Source organism: Bacteroides acidifaciens (assembly GCF_024623065.1).
In the GTDB taxonomy this organism is placed as follows: Bacteria; Bacteroidota; Bacteroidia; order Bacteroidales; family Bacteroidaceae; genus Bacteroides; species Bacteroides acidifaciens.
Map to the genome: position 1 here is coordinate 1 of NZ_JANJZR010000039.1, position 19,366 is coordinate 19,366.

Annotated in this window: 11 protein-coding genes and 2 pseudogenes; 7 read left to right on the top strand and 6 right to left on the bottom strand. The window is 42.0% G+C overall.

Going from position 1 to position 19,366, the window contains the following annotated elements:
• Nucleotides 1–73: 73 nt before the first annotated feature.
• From NSB03_RS12255 to NSB03_RS12285, 7 genes and pseudogenes are all read left to right on the top strand, one after another.
• Nucleotides 74–460 (top strand): annotated as a pseudogene (locus tag NSB03_RS12255) (AAA family ATPase); the annotation flags it as partial.
• A 384-nt stretch (nt 461–844) separates the two neighbouring features.
• Nucleotides 845–4,228, top strand: coding sequence for a SusC/RagA family TonB-linked outer membrane protein (locus tag NSB03_RS12260; protein ID WP_024987388.1), 3,384 nt, complete (start codon nt 845–847; stop codon nt 4,226–4,228).
• Between the two features lie 16 nt (nt 4,229–4,244).
• Nucleotides 4,245–5,858 carry a RagB/SusD family nutrient uptake outer membrane protein gene (locus NSB03_RS12265; protein ID WP_024987389.1) on the top strand — a complete coding sequence of 538 codons (1,614 nt, stop codon included), beginning with the start codon at nt 4,245–4,247 and terminating at the stop codon, nt 5,856–5,858.
• A gap of 24 nt (nt 5,859–5,882) precedes the next feature.
• On the top strand, nt 5,883–6,959 hold the full coding sequence (locus NSB03_RS12270) for a glycoside hydrolase family 18 (protein WP_257466416.1): 1,077 nt from the start codon (nt 5,883–5,885) through the stop codon (nt 6,957–6,959).
• Between the two features lie 8 nt (nt 6,960–6,967).
• On the top strand, nt 6,968–8,122 hold the full coding sequence (locus NSB03_RS12275; RefSeq protein ID WP_024987390.1) for a DUF1735 and LamG domain-containing protein: 1,155 nt from the start codon (nt 6,968–6,970) through the stop codon (nt 8,120–8,122).
• Between the two features lie 33 nt (nt 8,123–8,155).
• Nucleotides 8,156–9,586, top strand: coding sequence for a BT_3987 domain-containing protein (locus tag NSB03_RS12280; protein WP_024987391.1), 1,431 nt, complete (start codon nt 8,156–8,158; stop codon nt 9,584–9,586).
• Nucleotides 9,587–9,666: 80 nt separating this feature from the next.
• Nucleotides 9,667–11,013 (top strand): DUF4989 domain-containing protein, encoded by a 1,347-nt coding sequence (locus NSB03_RS12285; protein WP_024987392.1) that lies wholly within the window; start codon nt 9,667–9,669, stop codon nt 11,011–11,013.
• A 480-nt stretch (nt 11,014–11,493) separates the two neighbouring features.
• On the opposite strand, the gene NSB03_RS12290 is transcribed toward NSB03_RS12285, so the two are convergent.
• From NSB03_RS12290 to NSB03_RS12315, 6 genes and pseudogenes are all read right to left on the bottom strand, one after another.
• Nucleotides 11,494–11,928, bottom strand: coding sequence for a DUF6078 family protein (locus NSB03_RS12290; protein ID WP_024987393.1), 435 nt, complete (start codon nt 11,926–11,928; stop codon nt 11,494–11,496).
• Between the two features lie 46 nt (nt 11,929–11,974).
• A pseudogene (locus NSB03_RS12295) lies at nt 11,975–12,939 on the bottom strand (PD-(D/E)XK nuclease domain-containing ATP-binding protein).
• 192 nt (nt 12,940–13,131) lie between these two features.
• On the bottom strand, nt 13,132–15,399 hold the full coding sequence (locus NSB03_RS12300) for a GH92 family glycosyl hydrolase (RefSeq protein WP_024987394.1): 2,268 nt from the start codon (nt 15,397–15,399) through the stop codon (nt 13,132–13,134).
• Between the two features lie 23 nt (nt 15,400–15,422).
• Nucleotides 15,423–17,711, bottom strand: coding sequence for a GH92 family glycosyl hydrolase (locus NSB03_RS12305; RefSeq protein WP_257466417.1), 2,289 nt, complete (start codon nt 17,709–17,711; stop codon nt 15,423–15,425).
• Between the two features lie 45 nt (nt 17,712–17,756).
• Nucleotides 17,757–18,764, bottom strand: coding sequence for a FecR family protein (locus NSB03_RS12310; protein WP_024987395.1), 1,008 nt, complete (start codon nt 18,762–18,764; stop codon nt 17,757–17,759).
• A gap of 31 nt (nt 18,765–18,795) precedes the next feature.
• Nucleotides 18,796–19,356, bottom strand: a complete 561-nt coding sequence (locus NSB03_RS12315; protein ID WP_024987396.1) for an RNA polymerase sigma-70 factor — start codon at nt 19,354–19,356, stop codon at nt 18,796–18,798.
• Nucleotides 19,357–19,366 lie beyond the last annotated feature (10 nt).

Here is a 19,366-nt window from a genome sequence, read left to right on the forward strand (position 1 = left end):
GGAGACTATGTGACGAATAAAAACTGGTCGGTAAAGCCTATCTAACATAATCTCAGGAAAATTTAAACAGGCTCTTATTGCCGATAAGATGAAAAATCATCCTTACTATATTCAACAATTAAGTCAACAAGTTTGGTTTCGTACGCCGGATAGCGGTTGTACGAAAGAAATTGTTGAAGAGGCTTTTAATAGCTTGATTGCTCAATTGAGTTTGTTATTTGCTAATGTTATTGATTCTTTAACCCCCAAACAAATTAATTTTTTGCTTGCAGTAGCTGATGGGGTTTCTAATTTCTCTTCAAAAGAAGTGTTGAACAAATATAAATTAGGTACATCTGCCAATATTAAAAATCTGCGTAAGGCAACATTAGAAAAGGATTTAATTGATGTATTGTCTGGAAATATCATTGAAATTCAAGATCCTGCATTTGGATATTGGTTGAAATATGTGTATAGATAGTAAGATTTACCATCACGTCAATTAAAAAATGAAAACCGCAATATTAATGTCTGCTTACTTTAAGATTGCGGTTTTTCCTTGTATATTCATAAGGATTGGTATGATGTCTTTATTGGCAGTCTTTATGATTTTATAAAATTTGAACAGGCTCCAAATTTTATAAAAGTCTCTTTTCCTTTGTAAGTGATTGATTTTTAGTTGCTATTAAAGAAAAAGAAACTCGTTGTGGAAAAGTAAATATGGGATTATATTTATTTTTTTTCAAAATCCTCTAAGTGTTTTTTAATGTATGTGTTGTTATATAAGCGTAAATCGAAAATAATACATAGGATTTCGATTCTAATTATTGTTTAAAAACTAATGTTTTATCTTAAATTCAAATGTATGAGAATCAATGACTCGTGTAGAGGCTCGAAGATTTTTCGGGCATTGTTGATCTTGTTGCTATTCGCCCTTCCGGCACAATCTGCAATAGCACAGTTGACAATTAGGATCTCCAATTCTTCTTTAGGAACTGTGATTAAGCAAATCCAGGCTCAATCTAAGTATCAATTTTTTTATGATGACAATTTGGCTTCAATGCGCATAGAGTCATTGAATGTTAAAGATGTTTCTTTGGTAGAAGTACTGGACAAGGCTTTGAAGGGGAAAAATGTCGTTTATAAAATTGATGACAACGTTGTTTATTTGTCGAAAGCAAATGCATCTTCTTCGATAAAGTCGACTCAACAACAACAGAAAGTAACAGGTAAGGTGGTAGATGCCAATAACGAACCTCTGATTGGTGTTTCTGTTTTGGAAAAAGGAACAACTAATGGTACTATTACTGATTTTGATGGTAATTATACATTGGTCGTTACAGGTTCAGATGCAGTTTTGCAATTTTCGTATGTTGGGTATCAAACATTGGAGAGGACTGTAGCGGGCAATACTACTATTAATATCACTTTAAAGGAAGATGCTCAAGTCTTGGAGGAAGTCGTAGTTACAGCATTGGGAATCAAACGCTCAGAGAAAGCGCTGTCTTACAATGTACAGCAAGTAAACGCTGATGCGGTGACTGCCAATAAAGACCCTAACTTTATTAATTCATTGAGTGGTAAAGTGGCAGGTGTTAATATCAATGCTTCTTCGTCCGGAGTGGGCGGTATGTCCAAGGTAGTGATGCGTGGTACAAAATCTATCATGCAGTCTTCCAATGCATTGTATGTAGTAGACGGTGTTCCGATGTACTCCAATGCCAATAAAGTGAATGGAACGGAGTTTTCTTCTAAAGGAAATACTGAGCCGATTGCCGACATTAACCCGGAAGATATTGAATCAATGTCTGTGCTGACTGGTGCGGCAGCAGCTGCACTTTACGGTTCCGATGCTGCCAATGGTGCGATTATCATTACTACTAAAAAAGGGAAAGAAGGTCGTGTGAATATCACAGTGAACAGTAGTGTTGAGTTTAACGCTCCTTTGGTAATGCCCCGTTTCCAGACACGTTATGGTACAGGTATTGGTGGTGTGAAAGATGATAACTCCAGTCGTAGCTGGGGTCCTAAACTGACAGAAGCCAGATATTTCGGCTATAATCCTCGTGATGATTATTTTCAGACTGGTGTTATAGGTACAGAGAGTGTATCATTCTCTACCGGTTCGGAAAAGAACCAGACTTATGCTTCTGCTGCAGCGGTTAATTCAAAAGGTATCGTTCCTAACAACAAATATGACCGTTATAATTTCAACGTGCGTAATACTACTTCATTCCTCGATGATAAAATGACATTGGATGTAAATGCCAGCTACATTTTACAGAAAGACCGCAATATGGTGAACCAGGGGACTTATAACAATCCATTGGTTGGAGCTTACCTATTTCCTCGTGGCAATGATTGGGAAGATATTAAAATGTACGAACGCTATGACGTAGCACGTAAGATTTACACTCAGTACTGGCCGACAGGTGATGGTAATATGACTATGCAGAATCCTTATTGGGTGAACTACCGTAACTTGCGTGAAAATAAGAAAGACCGCTATATGTTAGGTGCAAGTCTGAATTATCAGATTCTTGACTGGTTGAGTGTTTCCGGACGTGTCCGCTTGGATAATTCTAACAATGATTATACGGAAAAGGCTTATGCCAGTACAAATACTCAGCTGACAGAGTTGTCTGATCGTGGTCTTTATGGTATTTCCAGAAGCTACGAAAAGCAGTTGTATGCAGACTTCCTGGTAAGTGTGAACAAAACATTCGGCGAAAAATGGTCTTTGCAGGCTAATATGGGTGGATCGTTTACTGATATGCGATATGATGAAATGGCTGTACGCGGACCTATTGCTGATAATTCACAAACATTTGCCGGTGAAAAAGCCGGATTGACAAATGGCTTCTATATTCAGAACCTGAGTACGACTAAGACAAACAAAATGCAGACTGGATGGCGTGAACAGACTCAGTCTATCTATGCATCTGCCGAAGTTGGCTACCAAAGTACTTATTATCTGACATTGACAGGTCGTAATGACTGGCCTTCACAGTTGGCAGGTCCTAACTCCGTCAATAAATCATTCTTCTATCCTTCGGTAGGTATGTCTGTAGTGTTGTCTGAGTTGATGCCTAAATTGAATAAGGACTATCTGTCTTACTGGAAGATACGCGGTTCTTTTGCTTCTGTGGGTACAGCATTCAAAAGATATATAGCTAATCCTCTGTTTACATGGAATACTAGTATTGGTCAGTGGAGTAACCTGACTGACTTCCCGGTATATAATTTGAAACCGGAACGTACCAATTCTTTTGAAGTGGGTATGAATATGCGTTTCCTCAAGAATTTCGAACTAGATGTGACTTATTATAACGCCAAGACAATGAATCAGACATTCAATCCTGAGTTGCCGGTAGGTGAATATGCGCGTATCTACATTCAGACAGGTGCAGTTCGCAATCAAGGTCTTGAGTTAGCGTTGAACTACAATAATACATGGAAAGATTTTACTTGGAATACAGGAGTTACTTATTCAATGAACAAGAACAAGATTCTTACCTTAGCTGATAATGCCATCAATCCTATCACTGGCGAGAAATTCTCTATTTCTTCTTTGAATATGGGTGGTTTGGGTAGTACCCGTTTCATCCTGAAAGAAGGTGGAAGCATGGGTGACATTTACTCCTTGATGGATTTGAAGAGAGATGCCAATGGAGCTGTTTATATCGATGAGACCAACAGTGTTGTAACGGAGAGCCTGGAAGCTAATAATTACATTAAATTAGGTAGTGTATTGCCGAAAGGAAACTTGGCATGGCGCAACAATTTCAGTTGGAAAAATATTAATGTGGCATTCCTTGTTTCAGCTCGTTTGGGTGGAGTTGTGTTCTCACGTACACAAGCTGTTCTCGATAACTTCGGAGTTTCTGAAGCATCTGCTGCTGCACGTGACAAAGGTTATGTATCAGTAAATGGAAACGACCGTGTAAATCCGGAAGGCTGGTATTCAGTAGTAGCCGGTGGTACGGCTGTTCCTCAGTATTACACTTATTCCGCTACTAATATTCGTTTGCAGGAAGCTTCTATCGGTTATACTATTCCAAGAAAATGGCTGGGCAATGTGTGTGATATCAAAGTTTCATTGATCGGACGTAATCTTTGGATGATCTACAACAAGGCTCCTTTCGATCCTGAAAGCGTGGCATCTACTGATAACTTCTATCAGGGAATTGACTACTTTATGATGCCTTCATTGCGTAATATTGGCTTTAATCTGAGCTTTAAATTCTAAATAAATCAAGATAGGTATGAAAAATATAATAAACAAAATAGTACTTGGATCTCTTACTGTTGCTCTGTCTTCGTGTATCGGTAACTATGAGGATATCAATTCAAACCCATACGAAGCTCCTGATTTGTCAGCGGATGGATACGCTTTGGGATCTGCCATGAATAACCTGGCAGGTTGCGTGGTATCGCCGGACGTAAATACAGCTCAGTTCACAGACTGTTTGTTGGGTGGACCTTTGGGCGGATATTATGCCGATTCTAATGCCGGATTTACAGAGGCCATCTCCACTTTTAATCCCAAAGACGACTGGAGCCGTGTGTTTTTGAAAAGTGATAAGATTATTCCGACATTATACTCTAATCTGACACAAGTGAAACTGGTGTCACAGAATACGAATGATCCGGTTCCTTATGCCATTGCACAAGTGATAAAGGTGGCGGCTATGCATCGTGTGACTGATGCTTTCGGTCCGATACCTTATTCTCAGATTGGTGCGAATGGCGAGATTGCTACTCCTTATGATTCTCAGGAAGTGACATATAATACATTCTTCGATGAGTTGACTGCAGCTATTGCCACACTTAATGAGCATTCTAACGAACAGCTTGTTCCTACAGCCGACTATGTATACAAAGGCGATGTAAAGAAATGGATCAGATTTGCCAATTCACTGAAGTTGCGTCTTGCTATCCGTATAGCTTATGCCAATCCGGTGAAAGCTCAGCAGATGGCTGAAGAAGCTGTGAATCCTGCAAACGGAGGTGTCATCGAATCGAATGCGGACAATGCAGCATGGAACTACTTTGAGACTTCACAAAATCCTATTTATGTAGCTACCCGTTACAATCAGGTACAAACTTCCGAACACGGTGGCGACCCCTGTCTGACTGGTGGTGATACGCATGCTGCTGCCGATATCATCTGCTATATGAACGGTTACAAAGATAACAGACGTGAGAAGTTCTTCACTAAATCCGAATGGGTAGGACAGGACTATGTAGGAATGCGTCGCGGTATTGTCATCCCCGAACTGAAGACAACCGGACACAAATACTCTGGTGTGAACATTGCTCCTACTTCTCCGCTTTATTGGATGAATGCAGCCGAAGTAGCTTTCTTACGTGCTGAAGGACAAGCTGTTTTCAACTTCAACATGGGTGGTACAGCCGAATCATTCTACAATCAAGGTATCCGTTTGTCATTTGAACAATGGGGTGCAGACGGTGCAGAAGACTATCTGAAAGACGACGTAAACAGACCGACTGCATATACAGACCCGGCAGGTACGAATACTTATCAGAATGCTCTGTCTGATATCACTATTAAATGGAATGATAGTGCTGACAAAGAAGAGAAACAAGAACGCATTATCGTGCAGAAGTGGATTGCCAACTGGCAATTGGGTAATGAAGCTTGGGCTGACTTCCGCCGTACCGGATATCCGAAATTGATCCCGGTGAAAGAAAACAAGAGTGGTGGTGTAGTTGATTCAGAGAAAGGTGCACGTCGTATGCCTTATCCGTTGGATGAGTTTGTCAGCAACAAGGCAAATGTAGAATATGCGATTGCCAACTACCTGCACGGTGCAGATAATATGGCTACAGATGTATGGTGGGCTTCTAAAAAATAACATTAAACTTAAAGGAAAGTATATATGAAAAATAACCTGAAATATAGATTGTCTGCTCTGCTGTTTCTGGCATCAGCCTTGACAATAACTTCATGTAGTGATTGGACGGATGTGGAAAGCCTCCAATTGAATTCCCCTACATTCGAAGAACAGAATCCTCAATTGTATGCCGACTATCTGAAGGATTTGAACAGATATAAGTCTGAAGACCATAAAGTCACTTTTGTTTCTTTCGAGAACCCCAAGGGATCTCCCGGCAAGCAGGCTGAACGTCTGACCATCGTACCAGATAGCGTTGATTTCATTTGTTTGAATAATCCGGAAGTAAGTCCCGAAGTACAGGCAGAGATGGTCAAGATACGCGAGAAAGGAACGCGTACGATTTACAGTATTGACTATTCCAGCATTGAAAGTGCCTGGAAGGAGAAGGCAAAAGCCGAACCGGGGTTGACAGAAGAGGATGCTCTTCAGTATATCGCTGAACGTACCAATGAGATGTTGGCACTTTGTGACAAATATAACTTTGATGGTGTTATTGCTGATTATACGGGGCGTTCACTGGTGAGCCTTCCGGAGGCAGCCCTGAAAGAATATAATGATCGTCAACAGAAGTTCTTTGGCGAGGTGATGAACTGGCAAAGCAACCATGATGACAAGACTTTGGTGTTCTACGGAAATATACAATATTTAGTGCCGGAGAATATGGATATGTTAAGCAAGTTTGATTACATCCTGTTGAAAACTGCTGCTTCTACCAATGCCGATGATCTTGCTTTGAAAGCATATTTGGCTATTCAGGCAGGTATGGATGCAGTAGGCGGTATAGAAGGAGGAGTGAATCCTGTTCCGGCTGATCGTTTTATCGTTTGTGTTGAATTGCCGCAGGCTGACGATAAGGATAAAGTGAAGGGTTACTGGAGTACAGTGGATGCAAATGGCAATAAACTAATAGCAGCTCCGGGAGCAGCCCGTTGGATGGTTGAAGCATCTCCTAATTACACCCGGAAAGGAATCTTTATTATGAATGTCCATAATGATTATTATAACAATACCTATGGATATGTGCGTGAAGTTATTCGTATTATGAATCCTAATAAATAAGAATAGAAATGAAACTCTATAAATATTGTTTTGTGCTTTTGGCTCTTACAACAGTCACAGTGAGTGGTTGTAAGAATGAAGATATCAATGAAGAGCATCATTATGACAATAAACTCTATGTTAGCTCAGCTCCTGTTTGCGATGATTTGTTGATTAAATCTAATGTATCAGAGGCTACCCGTGAACTTAGCTATCGTATAGCATCGCCGGCAGAACAAGATATTCAAATAAGTTTTGATGCGGCTCCCGCTATGACAGCAGCATATAATTTGATTTACAATGATAATGCAACTGCACTGGATTCATATTTTTATAATATACCGACAAAAACTGCTACTATTAAGGCAGGGGATATTTCCAGTGATAATATTGTGATTGACTTTAAGAATACCAACGAATTGGATAAGTCAAAACGATATGTATTGCCTGTCACCATTATAGATGCATCCAATATTGATGTACTCGAAAGTGCCCGTACTGCTTATTTCATATTTAAGGGTGCTGCCCTTATTAATGTAGTGGCAAATATCAAACAGATCTATTTCCCGATTAACTGGAAGAGCAGTGTGAATAATCTTTCCACTGTTACTGTTGAAGCTTTGGTTCGTAGTGAAGACTGGGTAGCAGGACGTGAAAATGCCCTAAGTTCTGTTTTCGGTATTGAAGGTAAATTCCTTGTACGTGTTGGTGACGCCGACCGTCCGCGTGATCAAGTTCAGGTAGTAGCTCCCGGTGGTAATTTCCCAGGTCCGAATGTTGTTCCGGGTTTACCGGTTAATGAGTGGGTACACATTGCCATTGTTTATGATAATACGACGAAAGAACGAATCTATTATAAAGATGGTGTGCTTGTTTATAAAGACGAAGCGGCTTCGGGCAATATATCTTTGCGTAGTAGCTGCTATATTGGTTACGCTTGGGATACTACTCGTTGGTTGCCGGGAGATATTTCAGAAGTCCGTGTGTGGTCAGTGCAAAGAACGGCAGAGCAGATTGCTACTAATCCTTATGAAGTAGATCCTGCCAGTGAAGGACTGGTTGCGTACTGGAAATTTAATGAAGGTGCCGGAAAGGCTATTACAGACCATACCGGACATGGCAATGATATTGTAGGTACGGGCGATCCTACTTGGGTACAAGTAGAAATCCCTAAGATAAATTAATTGTTGGTTTAATCTTTTATTCAAGAATTCATTATGAATATGAAATATATAACTTCGGGTTTGTTGGCTGCCATGATTGTGAGCAGTACTGCATTCTTGACCTCTTGTGCTGATGAACTTGAGGTTGGAAAGAATATTGATGAGTCGGTCTACAGTGGCATTTATGAAAATAATGCATATCTGCGTGATGGAAAGTCGAACTTGGTTTCTAAGATTGTCGAATTACACGGTGAGACTTATGCCACTACAGTAAAAATGGGGCTAAGCAAAACGCCTAATACAGCTACATCGGCAAGAGTGAAAATTGATGCTGCTTATTTGGAAACGTATAATAAAGCGCATAATACCGATTTTGCATTGTATCCGCAGGATTTGGTTACTTTTGCTGATGAAGGAATACTGACTGTGAACGCTAATACTAAATCAGCGGAGGTAGAGATGACTATTCGGGCAGGAGAAGGTTTGCAGGAAGATAAAACTTATGTTATTCCGGTAGCTCTCAGTGATCAGAGCAGTGATATCACTATTAAAGATGAAAATGCAAAACATTGTATTTACCTGGTGAAAGATATGCGAAATGCCGGTGATACTTATAAAGGTGAAAATGCGATAAAGGGCTATTTGTTTTTCGAGGTAAATGGCGTTAATCCATTGAATGCTTTGTCTTTCCAGTTAGAAAACGGAAAACTGATATGGGATGTTGTTGTGTTGTTTGCTGCTAATATTAATTATGATTCTGAAGCAGGACGTCCACGTGTACAGTGTAATCCGAATGTACAATATCTGTTGGATAACAATGAAACTTTTTTGCAGCCTCTTCGTAAACGGGGTGTTAAGGTTCTGTTAGGGTTACTTGGAAATCATGACATTACGGGTTTAGCTCAACTTTCTGATCAGGGTGCAAAAGACTTTGCCCGCGAAGTGGCTCAATATTGTAAAGCATACAATTTGGATGGGGTAAATTATGATGATGAATATTCAAAATCTCCGGATTTGAGTAACCCGTCTCTTACTACTCCGAGTGCAGCCGCAGCGGCTCGTCTTTGTTATGAAACCAAGTTGGCAATGCCTGATAAGTTAGTAACAGTATTTGCGTATGGTCAAATGTATGGAGTGTCTACTGTGGATGGTGTTGATGTAAGTGAATGGATTGATATTGTCGTTCCTAACTATGGTAGCAGTGCGCGCCCGATAGGAAATTTGACAAATAAAGAATGCGCAGGTGTAGCAATGGAATTTCATTTAGGTATTGGTGGTAATTTATCATCGTCAACGGCTCGGAACCTGATGAATAATGGATATGGTTGGTATATGGGATTTGCTCCGAGTCCGGAAAAATATTCAAGTATTTTTAACCGTTTGACTGGTGTTGAAACATTGTATGGATCTCAAATAAAACAACCTACAATATTCTATAAGAAGGATGATCCGACGCCTTACAAATATCCGGATGATCTTCGATAAGAATGGTAAATGTAAAGCTTTCCATAGCGATTGGTATCTCAATCGCTATGGAGAAATAAAAACAAATAAAAAACAAGAATATGAAAGCACATTATAAACTCTTTTTATCTCTGGCAATAGGTTCATTCGTTACTTTTGCCGGATGTCAGGATGATGAGGTGGTGGATTTGGTTAAATATCCGGTGAATCAGCCTGCTATAACGATTGACGGTGCGGAAGGAGCGTCTAAAGCGACGTTGACTGCGGTTTACAAATCTGATGGTACATTGGAATTGGATGGTCCTGCCACTAGAACTTATACATTTCATTTTGCTGCATCACCGGAAGATGCTACAGTGACTTTTGATATTATAAATACTAATATCCCAAAAGAAAATGTAGAGATCAGTGCCACTAAAGTAGTTCTTCCTGCCGGTTCAACAGATGCTTCTGTCACTGTGGCTTTGAAGGATGAAGATTTTAGCTTTGCAGCACCCAATTATGATGCGGCTACTTATGAATTGGGAGTGAAAGCCAGTGTGGAAGGATATAAGATAGGAACTGAACCAATAGAATCTAAAGTAGTAATAGAGAAGGAGGCATACTCCGCTTCATGCTATGTGGTTGGTGAGAATGGAAATAGTGCAACATTCGAACGCGCTTTCTCTCAAGGAACGATTGTCAACCCTGATCCTATATCCTATACCTTCAAGATGAAGTTGGATAAGCCGGTAAGAAAAGATGTAAAGGTGAAACTTGCCACTACAGGGCTGGGCGAACAATTTATGAATGATATCACTGTTACTCCTGCTGAAATCATCATACCTGCCGGAGAGAGAGAATCAGCAGACATTACATGGTCTATTACCGACGACTTTTTGTTGACAACTGCTGATCCTGAAACTTATACGCTGGTGGTGACTGCTTCGGCAGAAAGTGAAGACCCTGTTGTGGGAGATAACAAGGAGGAAAACTTCCTTACTTTCAATGTAAGTAAAGTATTCAGAAACTTTGGATATGTATCTGATAAGGTTGCTAATTGGATTGAGCTGGATAAAACCGGTTGGTCGGTAGAATTGGATCCGAGTGCTCGTGGGAATGGCAATACGCTTATTGACGGTAAAGGTGGAAGCAATGGAAATGATGTTTATAAAACCGGTGATTTTTGGTTTGTAGTTGATATGAAGTCGGAAAAGACTATGACAGGTTTAGGCATTGATTATTATAAAAATAGTGGTTCGGCATCATCTCCTAAAAAGGTAACTATTTCTACTTCAATAGATAATGAAACATGGGTTACACAAGGTACAGTTGATACTCCTCAGGCGTATAACCATTATTTCCAATTCTTTACTCCTCAAAACATTCGCTATGTGAAGGTTGAACTAGCGGAACGTTATAATGGATATATTGATGTAACTGAAGTTTATGTCTACAACGCTCAGTAAGGTCTAGTCATTAGCAGATAAGTTAATTTTAGAGCCGGGCTTCATTCAGAAAGCCTGGCTCTTTTTTTGTATTTCTATAATTCAATAGTTGATAAATGTATAATTTATTCAACTGCTACCTTCATTATATCTACTTAGAAAACAAACCTCATCCCCCCTCTTTTCTCCGCCTGCTTGTATTTCTTAATCTCCATTGAAAGATACTTCATCTGTTGAGCAAATATAACCAATTTATAGTGAAAAAAGATAGTGGTATGAGGATATTAGGTCAACTACATTAACATTATATTGCCTTGATTAATGTTTGTGCCAACGGCTTGGCACAACTGTGCCATCACGGTGTCATTACTGTGCCAAGCCGTTGGCACAGTCGTTTCATCCCTATGTGACACTTGTGTCAATAGGATGTGACAGTCGTGTCTTTCGGATGTGACAGTTGTGTCGCCCGAATGTGGCGATTATGTCAGTTGGGAAATACGATTACCAGTCGTAGTCTTCGACGTATGCATCAAACTGTTGCTGGGTGGAGACGCCGCAGTTCTTGAGGATATTCAATACGTGTTGTTGTTCGGCGGGAGAGAGAAGGCGTTCGCCTTTGCGTGAGCGATAGTAAGTTCTGCGACCGAAATAGCTCATTAAATGTGATATGACAGTTTGCATTTGCTTATAAGGCAAGTCTTCTAACATTCTAATGAATCCCTTAGCATAACGTACTTTGGCATTAGAACGATAATAAGGACAATTCCCTTGTTGTGTAGCGAGATGTTTGGGACTGACGATAACCCAGTATTCAATCTTTTCCGGTGCGCTTTGTGCTGTAAGTTGTCTTAAACAAGTGTTTGCTTTTGAACATTCCCGGTTAAGGCACATTGCATACTGATAAGGGACTTTTTCGAAGTCTATTTTTTCTTCCATGATTATAGGTTGTTTAATCAATATGTTAATCTTAATCTTCCGCCAGTCACTTCTCTATGTTTCTTGTTTTGCTGGAGAAGTTTATCCCTATCCGAAGTAACTTTCGAGAATCTGCTTCGAACGGGAGAGCATAATGTCTTTCTTTGATTTGTTGCAGAGCCTCTTCCGCAGTGCCGTTCAGCTTGAATTCCATAATGTAGATGTACTGGTCTGTTTGCAATACGAGGTCGATGCGTCCTTCGTTTGTGTGATATTCCACTTTTGTGTAGAATCCCATCAGTTTGCATCCGCCAGTTTGTGCAGGTCATCCTTGAAGTTTATCTCCAGTTCCCGGTCGCTGATGCCGCAGATTTCGATATATTCGTTCCACATTGATATGTCGTCCAGATTGTTCAGGTCGCTGAATACACTGACCTTGCTGAATTTGGTCACTCCCGTCAATACCCCGAAACGGATGCAGCCGTCTTTGCTTTTCAGTGCTCCGTAGAACCCTTTCAGCGTATTGCGGTAAGACGTTTGCAACGCCTCGTTGCCGATAGCCTGAAGCATGGGCTTGTCATATTCGTCAACGAGGATAACTACACGTTGGCCTGTCTTTTCGTATGCCCGTTGAATGATTCCTTCAAATCGTGATGCTAATGATTTTTCGGCGGGGTCGCTTCCATAGAGCTGTTCCCAAGCGGATAGGGCACGTTCTAACTTCAGTTCCAGGTTTTGGGGGATACTGTAGTTTTTGGTATTTAAATCTAAATGCAGGATGGGATAGGCAATCCAGTCTTTTTCCAGTTTCTCCATTGCCAGTCCGGTAAAGAGTTCCTTTTTTCCTTGAAAGTAAGCTTCGAGGGTGGAAATCAACAAGCTTTTGCCAAAACGACGGGGACGGCAGAGGAAGTAATAACGTCCGGTTTTTGCAAGATTGTAGATTATCTCCGTTTTGTCTACATAGTAGTAGCCATCTTTTCGGAGACTTTCAAAGTTTTGGATACCGATTGGATAAAGTTTGTTCATAATCTCTGCTTTTATAATAGGAACAAAAACAAAGATACGAAGAATTTTCTGTCACAGAAGATAATTGAAGAATTTTTATGCAGATGATGTCCGCAATAAACTGGAGGGTAGACTGAAATTGCCGGAAAACACCTCAGCGAGAAATGAGATGGATTCCGGCAATGTTTTAACTATGTATTTATAGAGAAAGGATTATTACTCTTTAGAGAAAGAATAAGGCATATCCTCTTCTTTCGTTCCTCTGTTCTTATTCGGTTGGCTGCTCATATCTACCTTGATAGTGCCACCTTTGAATAAGTCTTCGTGACGGAGATAATTCTTGGTATGGCCTGCACCATTGAAGTTCATGGAATCAATATAGAAATTCTCCTTGCTGTTATTCGGTGCGTCGATAACAAGACTATTGCCGTTCTCGAAGTGAAGAGTAGCCTTTTTGAACAGAGGAGCTCCCATCACATATTCGTCCGTTCCCGGGCAGACAGGGTAGAATCCCAATGCAGAGAATACATACCAGGCAGAAGTTTGTCCGTTGTCTTCGTCTCCGCAGTAACCGTCCGGTCCGGGCGTGTACATTCTGTCCATTACCTGACGCAGCCAGTATTGGGCTTTCCAAGGCTGACCGACATAGTCATACAAGTAAATCATGTGCTGGATAGGCTGGTTGCCATGTGCATAGTTTCCCATGTTCATGACAGTCATTTCACGAATTTCGTGAATTACCTGTCCGTAATAGCTGTCGTCAAAGACAGGCGGTACGGCAAATACGGAGTCCATCATTGTGATAAACATCTCTTTTCCGCCCATCAGGTCGATAAGTCCTTGAGGGTCGTGGAATACAGACCAAGTGTAGTGCCAGCTATTTCCTTCCGTGAAAGCGTCCCCCCATTTCAGCGGTGAGAAAGGAGACTGGAATGTACCGTCTTCGTTGCGCCCGCGCATCAGTTTGGATTCCTTGTCGAAAAGATTCTTGTAATTCATGGCACGTTTGGCAAATAGGCTGATTTCTTTCTTCGGACGTTTCAGCTCTTTTGCCAGCCGGTAGATACACCAATCGTTGTATGCATATTCCAGCGTGCGGGCGGCGTTCTCGTTCATTTTCACATCGTAAGGAATATAGCCCAATTTGTTGTAGAATTCGTGTCCCAGACGCCCTGTAGAAGAAACCTCCGGATGCACATTCTCTGTGCCATGAAGCAAACCCTCATACAAAGTCTTCACGTCGTCTACTTTTACCCCTTTCATGTAGGCATCTACTAAGATAGAGGCAGAATTGTTGCCAACCATGCAACCTCTGTGTCCGGGGCTTGCCCATTCGGGGAAGAAACCGCTTTCTTTATACGTATTGATCAGCCCTTCCTGCATCTCCTTGTTAACCGACGGGTACATCAGATTCAATAGCGGGAAGAGGCAGCGGAACGTATCCCAGAAACCGGTATCGGTAAACATATATCCCGGAAGTACCTGTCCGTTATACGGACTGTAATGGATGGGCTGGCCGTTTGCATCCAGTTCATAGAACTTGCGCGGGAAAAGCAATGAACGATACAGGCAAGAGTAGAATGTACGGTATTGATCCAGATTGCCGCCTTCTACTTCTATTTTCCCCAGCACCTGATTCCAGGCATCTTTTCCTTTTTTGGCGAGTTGTTCTATATTATCTTTGCCCAGTTCGTTCATATTGGCGGCAGCCTGCTCGAAGCTGATGAAAGAAGAGGCGATGCGTGCATTTACCTGCTCCCCTTTGCGGGTTTTGAATCCGATGATCGCTCCGGCATGATGGGTCGTCTGTTCTGCTACGTTCTCTTGAAGATTTCCGTTTTCTACCGTAGCTTTATAGGTGAAAGGCTTGTCGAACTCGATGATAAAGTAGTTCTTGAAGTTTTCGGGAACACCTCCGCTGTTGCGTGTGGTATAACCGATTATTTTATTCTCTTCCGGAAGAATCTTGATGTAAGAACCTTTGTCGAAGGCATCTACGACTACATAAGAATGCTCGTTCTCCGGGAATGTGAAACGGAAAAGCACGGCACGTTCCGTCGGTGCCATTTCGGTGACAATATCGTGTTCTGCCAGGTATACTTTGTAGTAGTAAGGAGTTGCCACTTCCCCTTTATGTGAAAACCAGCTTGCACGCTTCTCCTCGTCAAACACCGGTTGACCTACTATCGGCATTATCGAGAACTGACCATAATCGTTGATCCACGGACTGGGCTGGTGTGTTTGTTTGAACCCGCGGATTTTGTTGGCGGTATAGGTATATTGCCATCCGTCTCCCATTTTGCCTGTCTGTGGAGTCCAGAAGTTCATACCCCAGGGACGGGCAATGGCGGGATAGGTATTACCTGTTGATAACTCAAAAGTAGATTGGGAACCCATCAGCGGATTGACATACTGCGTCCAATCTTTGGCTTGGGACAATAGCGTACAACTAAGTACACAGGCTATTAATAAGAGTCTTTTCATGATAAGTAATGGCTTTTATATGATTATTGAGAAGAGTTGTTACTTCCCCATTGTGTAGGATGGTCAGTCATTTTGATCTCCATGATTCCGCCCGCTACAATGTCCTGATGTCCGAAGAATGGCGTGTCCAGAGGTTTGCCGTTCATTGATACGCTTTCGATGTATTTGTTGCTTTTAGAGTTGTTCTTCACCACGATGCTGAATGTCTTTTCATCGGGGAGATTGATTACAGCTTTGTCGAAAGCCGGACGTCCGATAGAATACACCGGTTTGCCCGGGCATACCTGATAGAATCCCATCGAGTTGAGTATGTACCATGCCGACATCTGTCCGCAGTCTTCATTGCCGGATAATCCGTCAACGTTGTTGGCATACTGGCTCCGGTAGACACTGTCCACTAATTCCTGCGTTCTCCACGGACGATTCACGTAGTTGTACAGATGAATCACGTGATGACTCGGCTCGTTGCCATGTGCATACTGACCGATCAGTCCGCTGATATCTGACGATGTTGTTTCACCTTCAAGTGATGAATCAGCCGTAAACAGTGAGTCGAGTTTTTGAACAAAGGCCTCCTCGCCACCCATCAGGTTGACCAGTCCTTCTACATCGTGAGGTACAAACCAAGTCCATTGCCACGCTGTTCCTTCACAATAATCATCATTGCGATGAGTCGATGCACGCGGATTGAACGGGGTGCGCCATTCACCTTTCGAGTCAAGACCGCGCATGAAGCGGGTTGATTTATCGAAATAGAATTCGTAGGCTTTGGCAAAACGCTCATATTTGGCTTTGGACTCAAAATCATTCATTGCTTCTGCAAAAATAGAAATGCACCAGTCATCATACGCATACTCCAGCGCTTTGGCTACAGATTCATTTTCACGGTCGCAGGGAATATAGCCAATGGCATTCTTATAATATTTTGCTTTCGGCATGAGATGCGGCAGTACCAAGTCCGGGCATTTGATGCTGGTGGTATCATATTCGGCTGCACGCAGACAGGCTTTGTAGGCTTCTTTGGCGTCGAAATTACGGTACCCTTTCATATAAGCATCCACTATGACGGGGACAGCATGATAACCAATCATGGTACCGGTATAGTTGGAAGCCAAATCCCACATCGGGTATATTCCGCCTTCTTGGTGTTTCTTTATCAGAGAGTTGATAAACTGGTTGTTCAAGTCGGGGTCGATGATAGTCATCAGTGGGTGCAGCGCGCGGAACGTATCCCACAGGGAGAAGACAGTATACAGAGGATTGATGGTGTCTCCCTGATGTACTTCGAGATCCATGCCGAGATAGCGTCCGTCTGCATCGGTAAACAGGTTCGGGCTGATGGCCGTATGATACAGGGCGGAATAGAAGATGGTCTTGTCGTCCTCGTCGGAAGTGGTGATGTCGATTTTTGACAAGTATTGATTCCAAGCGGCACGTGCGTCTTTGCGTACCTTATCGAAATCCCATGCGGGGATTTCGGATTCCACATTCTTGCGTGCCCCCGCTATGTCGACAGCGGAAACACCTACTTTCACAAGTACTTGTTCGTTCTTCTTCGTGTCGAAATGCAACAGTGCTTTGCAGATAGGAAGCCGCTTGCCGTTGTCCATAGTGACAGAATCGGTGACGAGCGTGTAAGAGAACGGTTTGGAGAACTTGGCGTAGAAGTTAATGTACTGGTCGAACGCCCAATAAGTAGTTTTCTTATGTCCGCAGATTTCCGTGTCACTGATTACTTCGATTTCCATAGCCGAGTTGGTCTGTCGTTGCAGGCTGTAATCTAAATCAATGATAAAGCCGGATTCGGAACTTTCAGGGAAAGTATAACGATGGATAGCACCGCGTTTTGTTGCTGATATTTCGGCTTTTACCTGATAGGTATCCAGAAAAACAGAATAATATCCCGGTTCTGCCACCTCATTTTCGTGAGAGAAAGAAGAGGCATAGACTAGTGTCTGGCTTTGGGGATCGGTAGTTAGATATTGTTGTTTGCCGACAGTAGGCATGAGCAGCACATCCCCGTAGTCGCAACAACCTGTGCCGCTGACGTGTGTATGAGAAAAACCATTGATGGTGGAGTCTGTATGATAATATCCCGAACAGGCATCCCAACCGTCAATCCGTGTGTCCGGACTGGGTTGAATCATGCCGTGTGGAACTACTGCTCCGGGGAAAGTGTGTCCATGTCCGCCTGTCCCGATGAAGGGGTTGACATAAGAACTGTAATCTTTTACATTAGTGGGGGCTGTGCAGGAGTTAAGTGTGAATAAACCTCCTAAACATCCTACTATTAGGAATGTTTTTAAATTCATGGTATTAATGGCTTTTAAGTTTTATCACATTTATTCTTTATCTCTCTATTTAGGAGAGATAAAGATGTTGTTGCCTACGATTTTATAATCGATAGATATGGAGTTTTGCAATGATTTCAATACGGATTCGATGGTTGATTTCTTTTTCAGCACACCAGAATAGGTTTTGTCTGCCCTCATGTCCGGAGACAGAATAATCTTTATGTCATAGAAACGTTCCAAAGCCTTACTGATTGTGAAGATATCCGCTTTCTGGAATGGAATCAGGTTGTCGTGCCATACGGCATCCATCTTGGCGTCGACTTGCTTCACGGTCAGCCGTCCGTTGTTCTTGTTCAGTTCCGCACGCTGTCCGGGGGCGAGGATGATTTGTCCTTCTTCCTTGTTACCTTTTACTTCAATTTCACCTTCAATCAATGTTGCTTCTGCTATTCGGTAATTCTTATCACATTTGAAATTGAATGTCGTTCCTAGTACACGTACTCGCATTGCATCACTTTGTACGGTGAATGGCTTATGCCGGTTTTTGGTTACCTCGAAGTAAGCTTCTCCATCCAAATAAACATTACGTGCTTTCTCGGAAAATTCGCGGGGATACTTTAAAGTTGCCGAATTGTTCAGCCAGACTTTGGTTCCATCCGGTAAAATGATTTCTTTCACGATACCTTCATTGGCAACTGCGACCATCATATGTTGGTTGTTTCCGTTTTGATAAAGCCAATATCCGCTCCCGCCACCAATGACCAATATTACAGCAATCATTGCTGCGTATTTCATCCAGCGATGCATGCGCAGTATTTTGTTCTGTTTTCTTTTTTCTTCGTCCAGCTTCTTGTAGAGCTGTTTTTCCGCACGTGCCATCTGTTTCCTGTCGGCATATTGGTTGAATTTACCCAAATGATAAATCTCTTCCATGCGGAATAACTGACGGGCATTTTCTTCCGATTCTTTCATCCAAGCATTTACTTCGACGAGTTCCTCTTCAGAGCATTGTCCTGTCAGATATTTGTTGATTATATCTTCACTCAGATTACTCATTTTCTTTTCCTTCATATTAATAATACAATTCAGAACACAAAAACACTTACCAATCTTGCCATAAAAAAAAGAGAAGAATTATCCAAAGCGGATTGAGGCGGCTGCGCAAGTACTTTAAAGCCTTGTACATATGCGCTTCTACCGTGCGGAGCGAAACTCCGAGAGCGTCGGCTATCTCCTTGTTTTTCATGTCGTGAAGATAGCTGAGTTTGAAAACTTCCTTGCATTTGTCCGGCAGTTCGTTAATCGCGTCATAGATTTCTTTGCGAAGCTCCCTGTCTTCAATCTGCTGAATCACTTCGTTGTTGTCCGGCTGATAGAACTCTGCACGCCTCTGGTTGATTTCTTCCATGGCGGCACAGTAACCGTCTTCCACGTTCCGGTGTTTCAGAACGTTGAGGGCACGGGTATAGACGGCACGATAGAGAAAGGCTTGAATCTGGTCGCCTATTTCTATGCTGTTTTTTCGTCTCCATAGTTCCACAAACACATCCTGTACCACATCTTCCGCATCTTCCTCGCCCACCAGGCGGGTGGCATAGAAGATGAGGCTGGGATAGTATCTGCGGAATAACGTCTGATAGATTACATCGAAGTTTTCATTCATTTTCTCAATA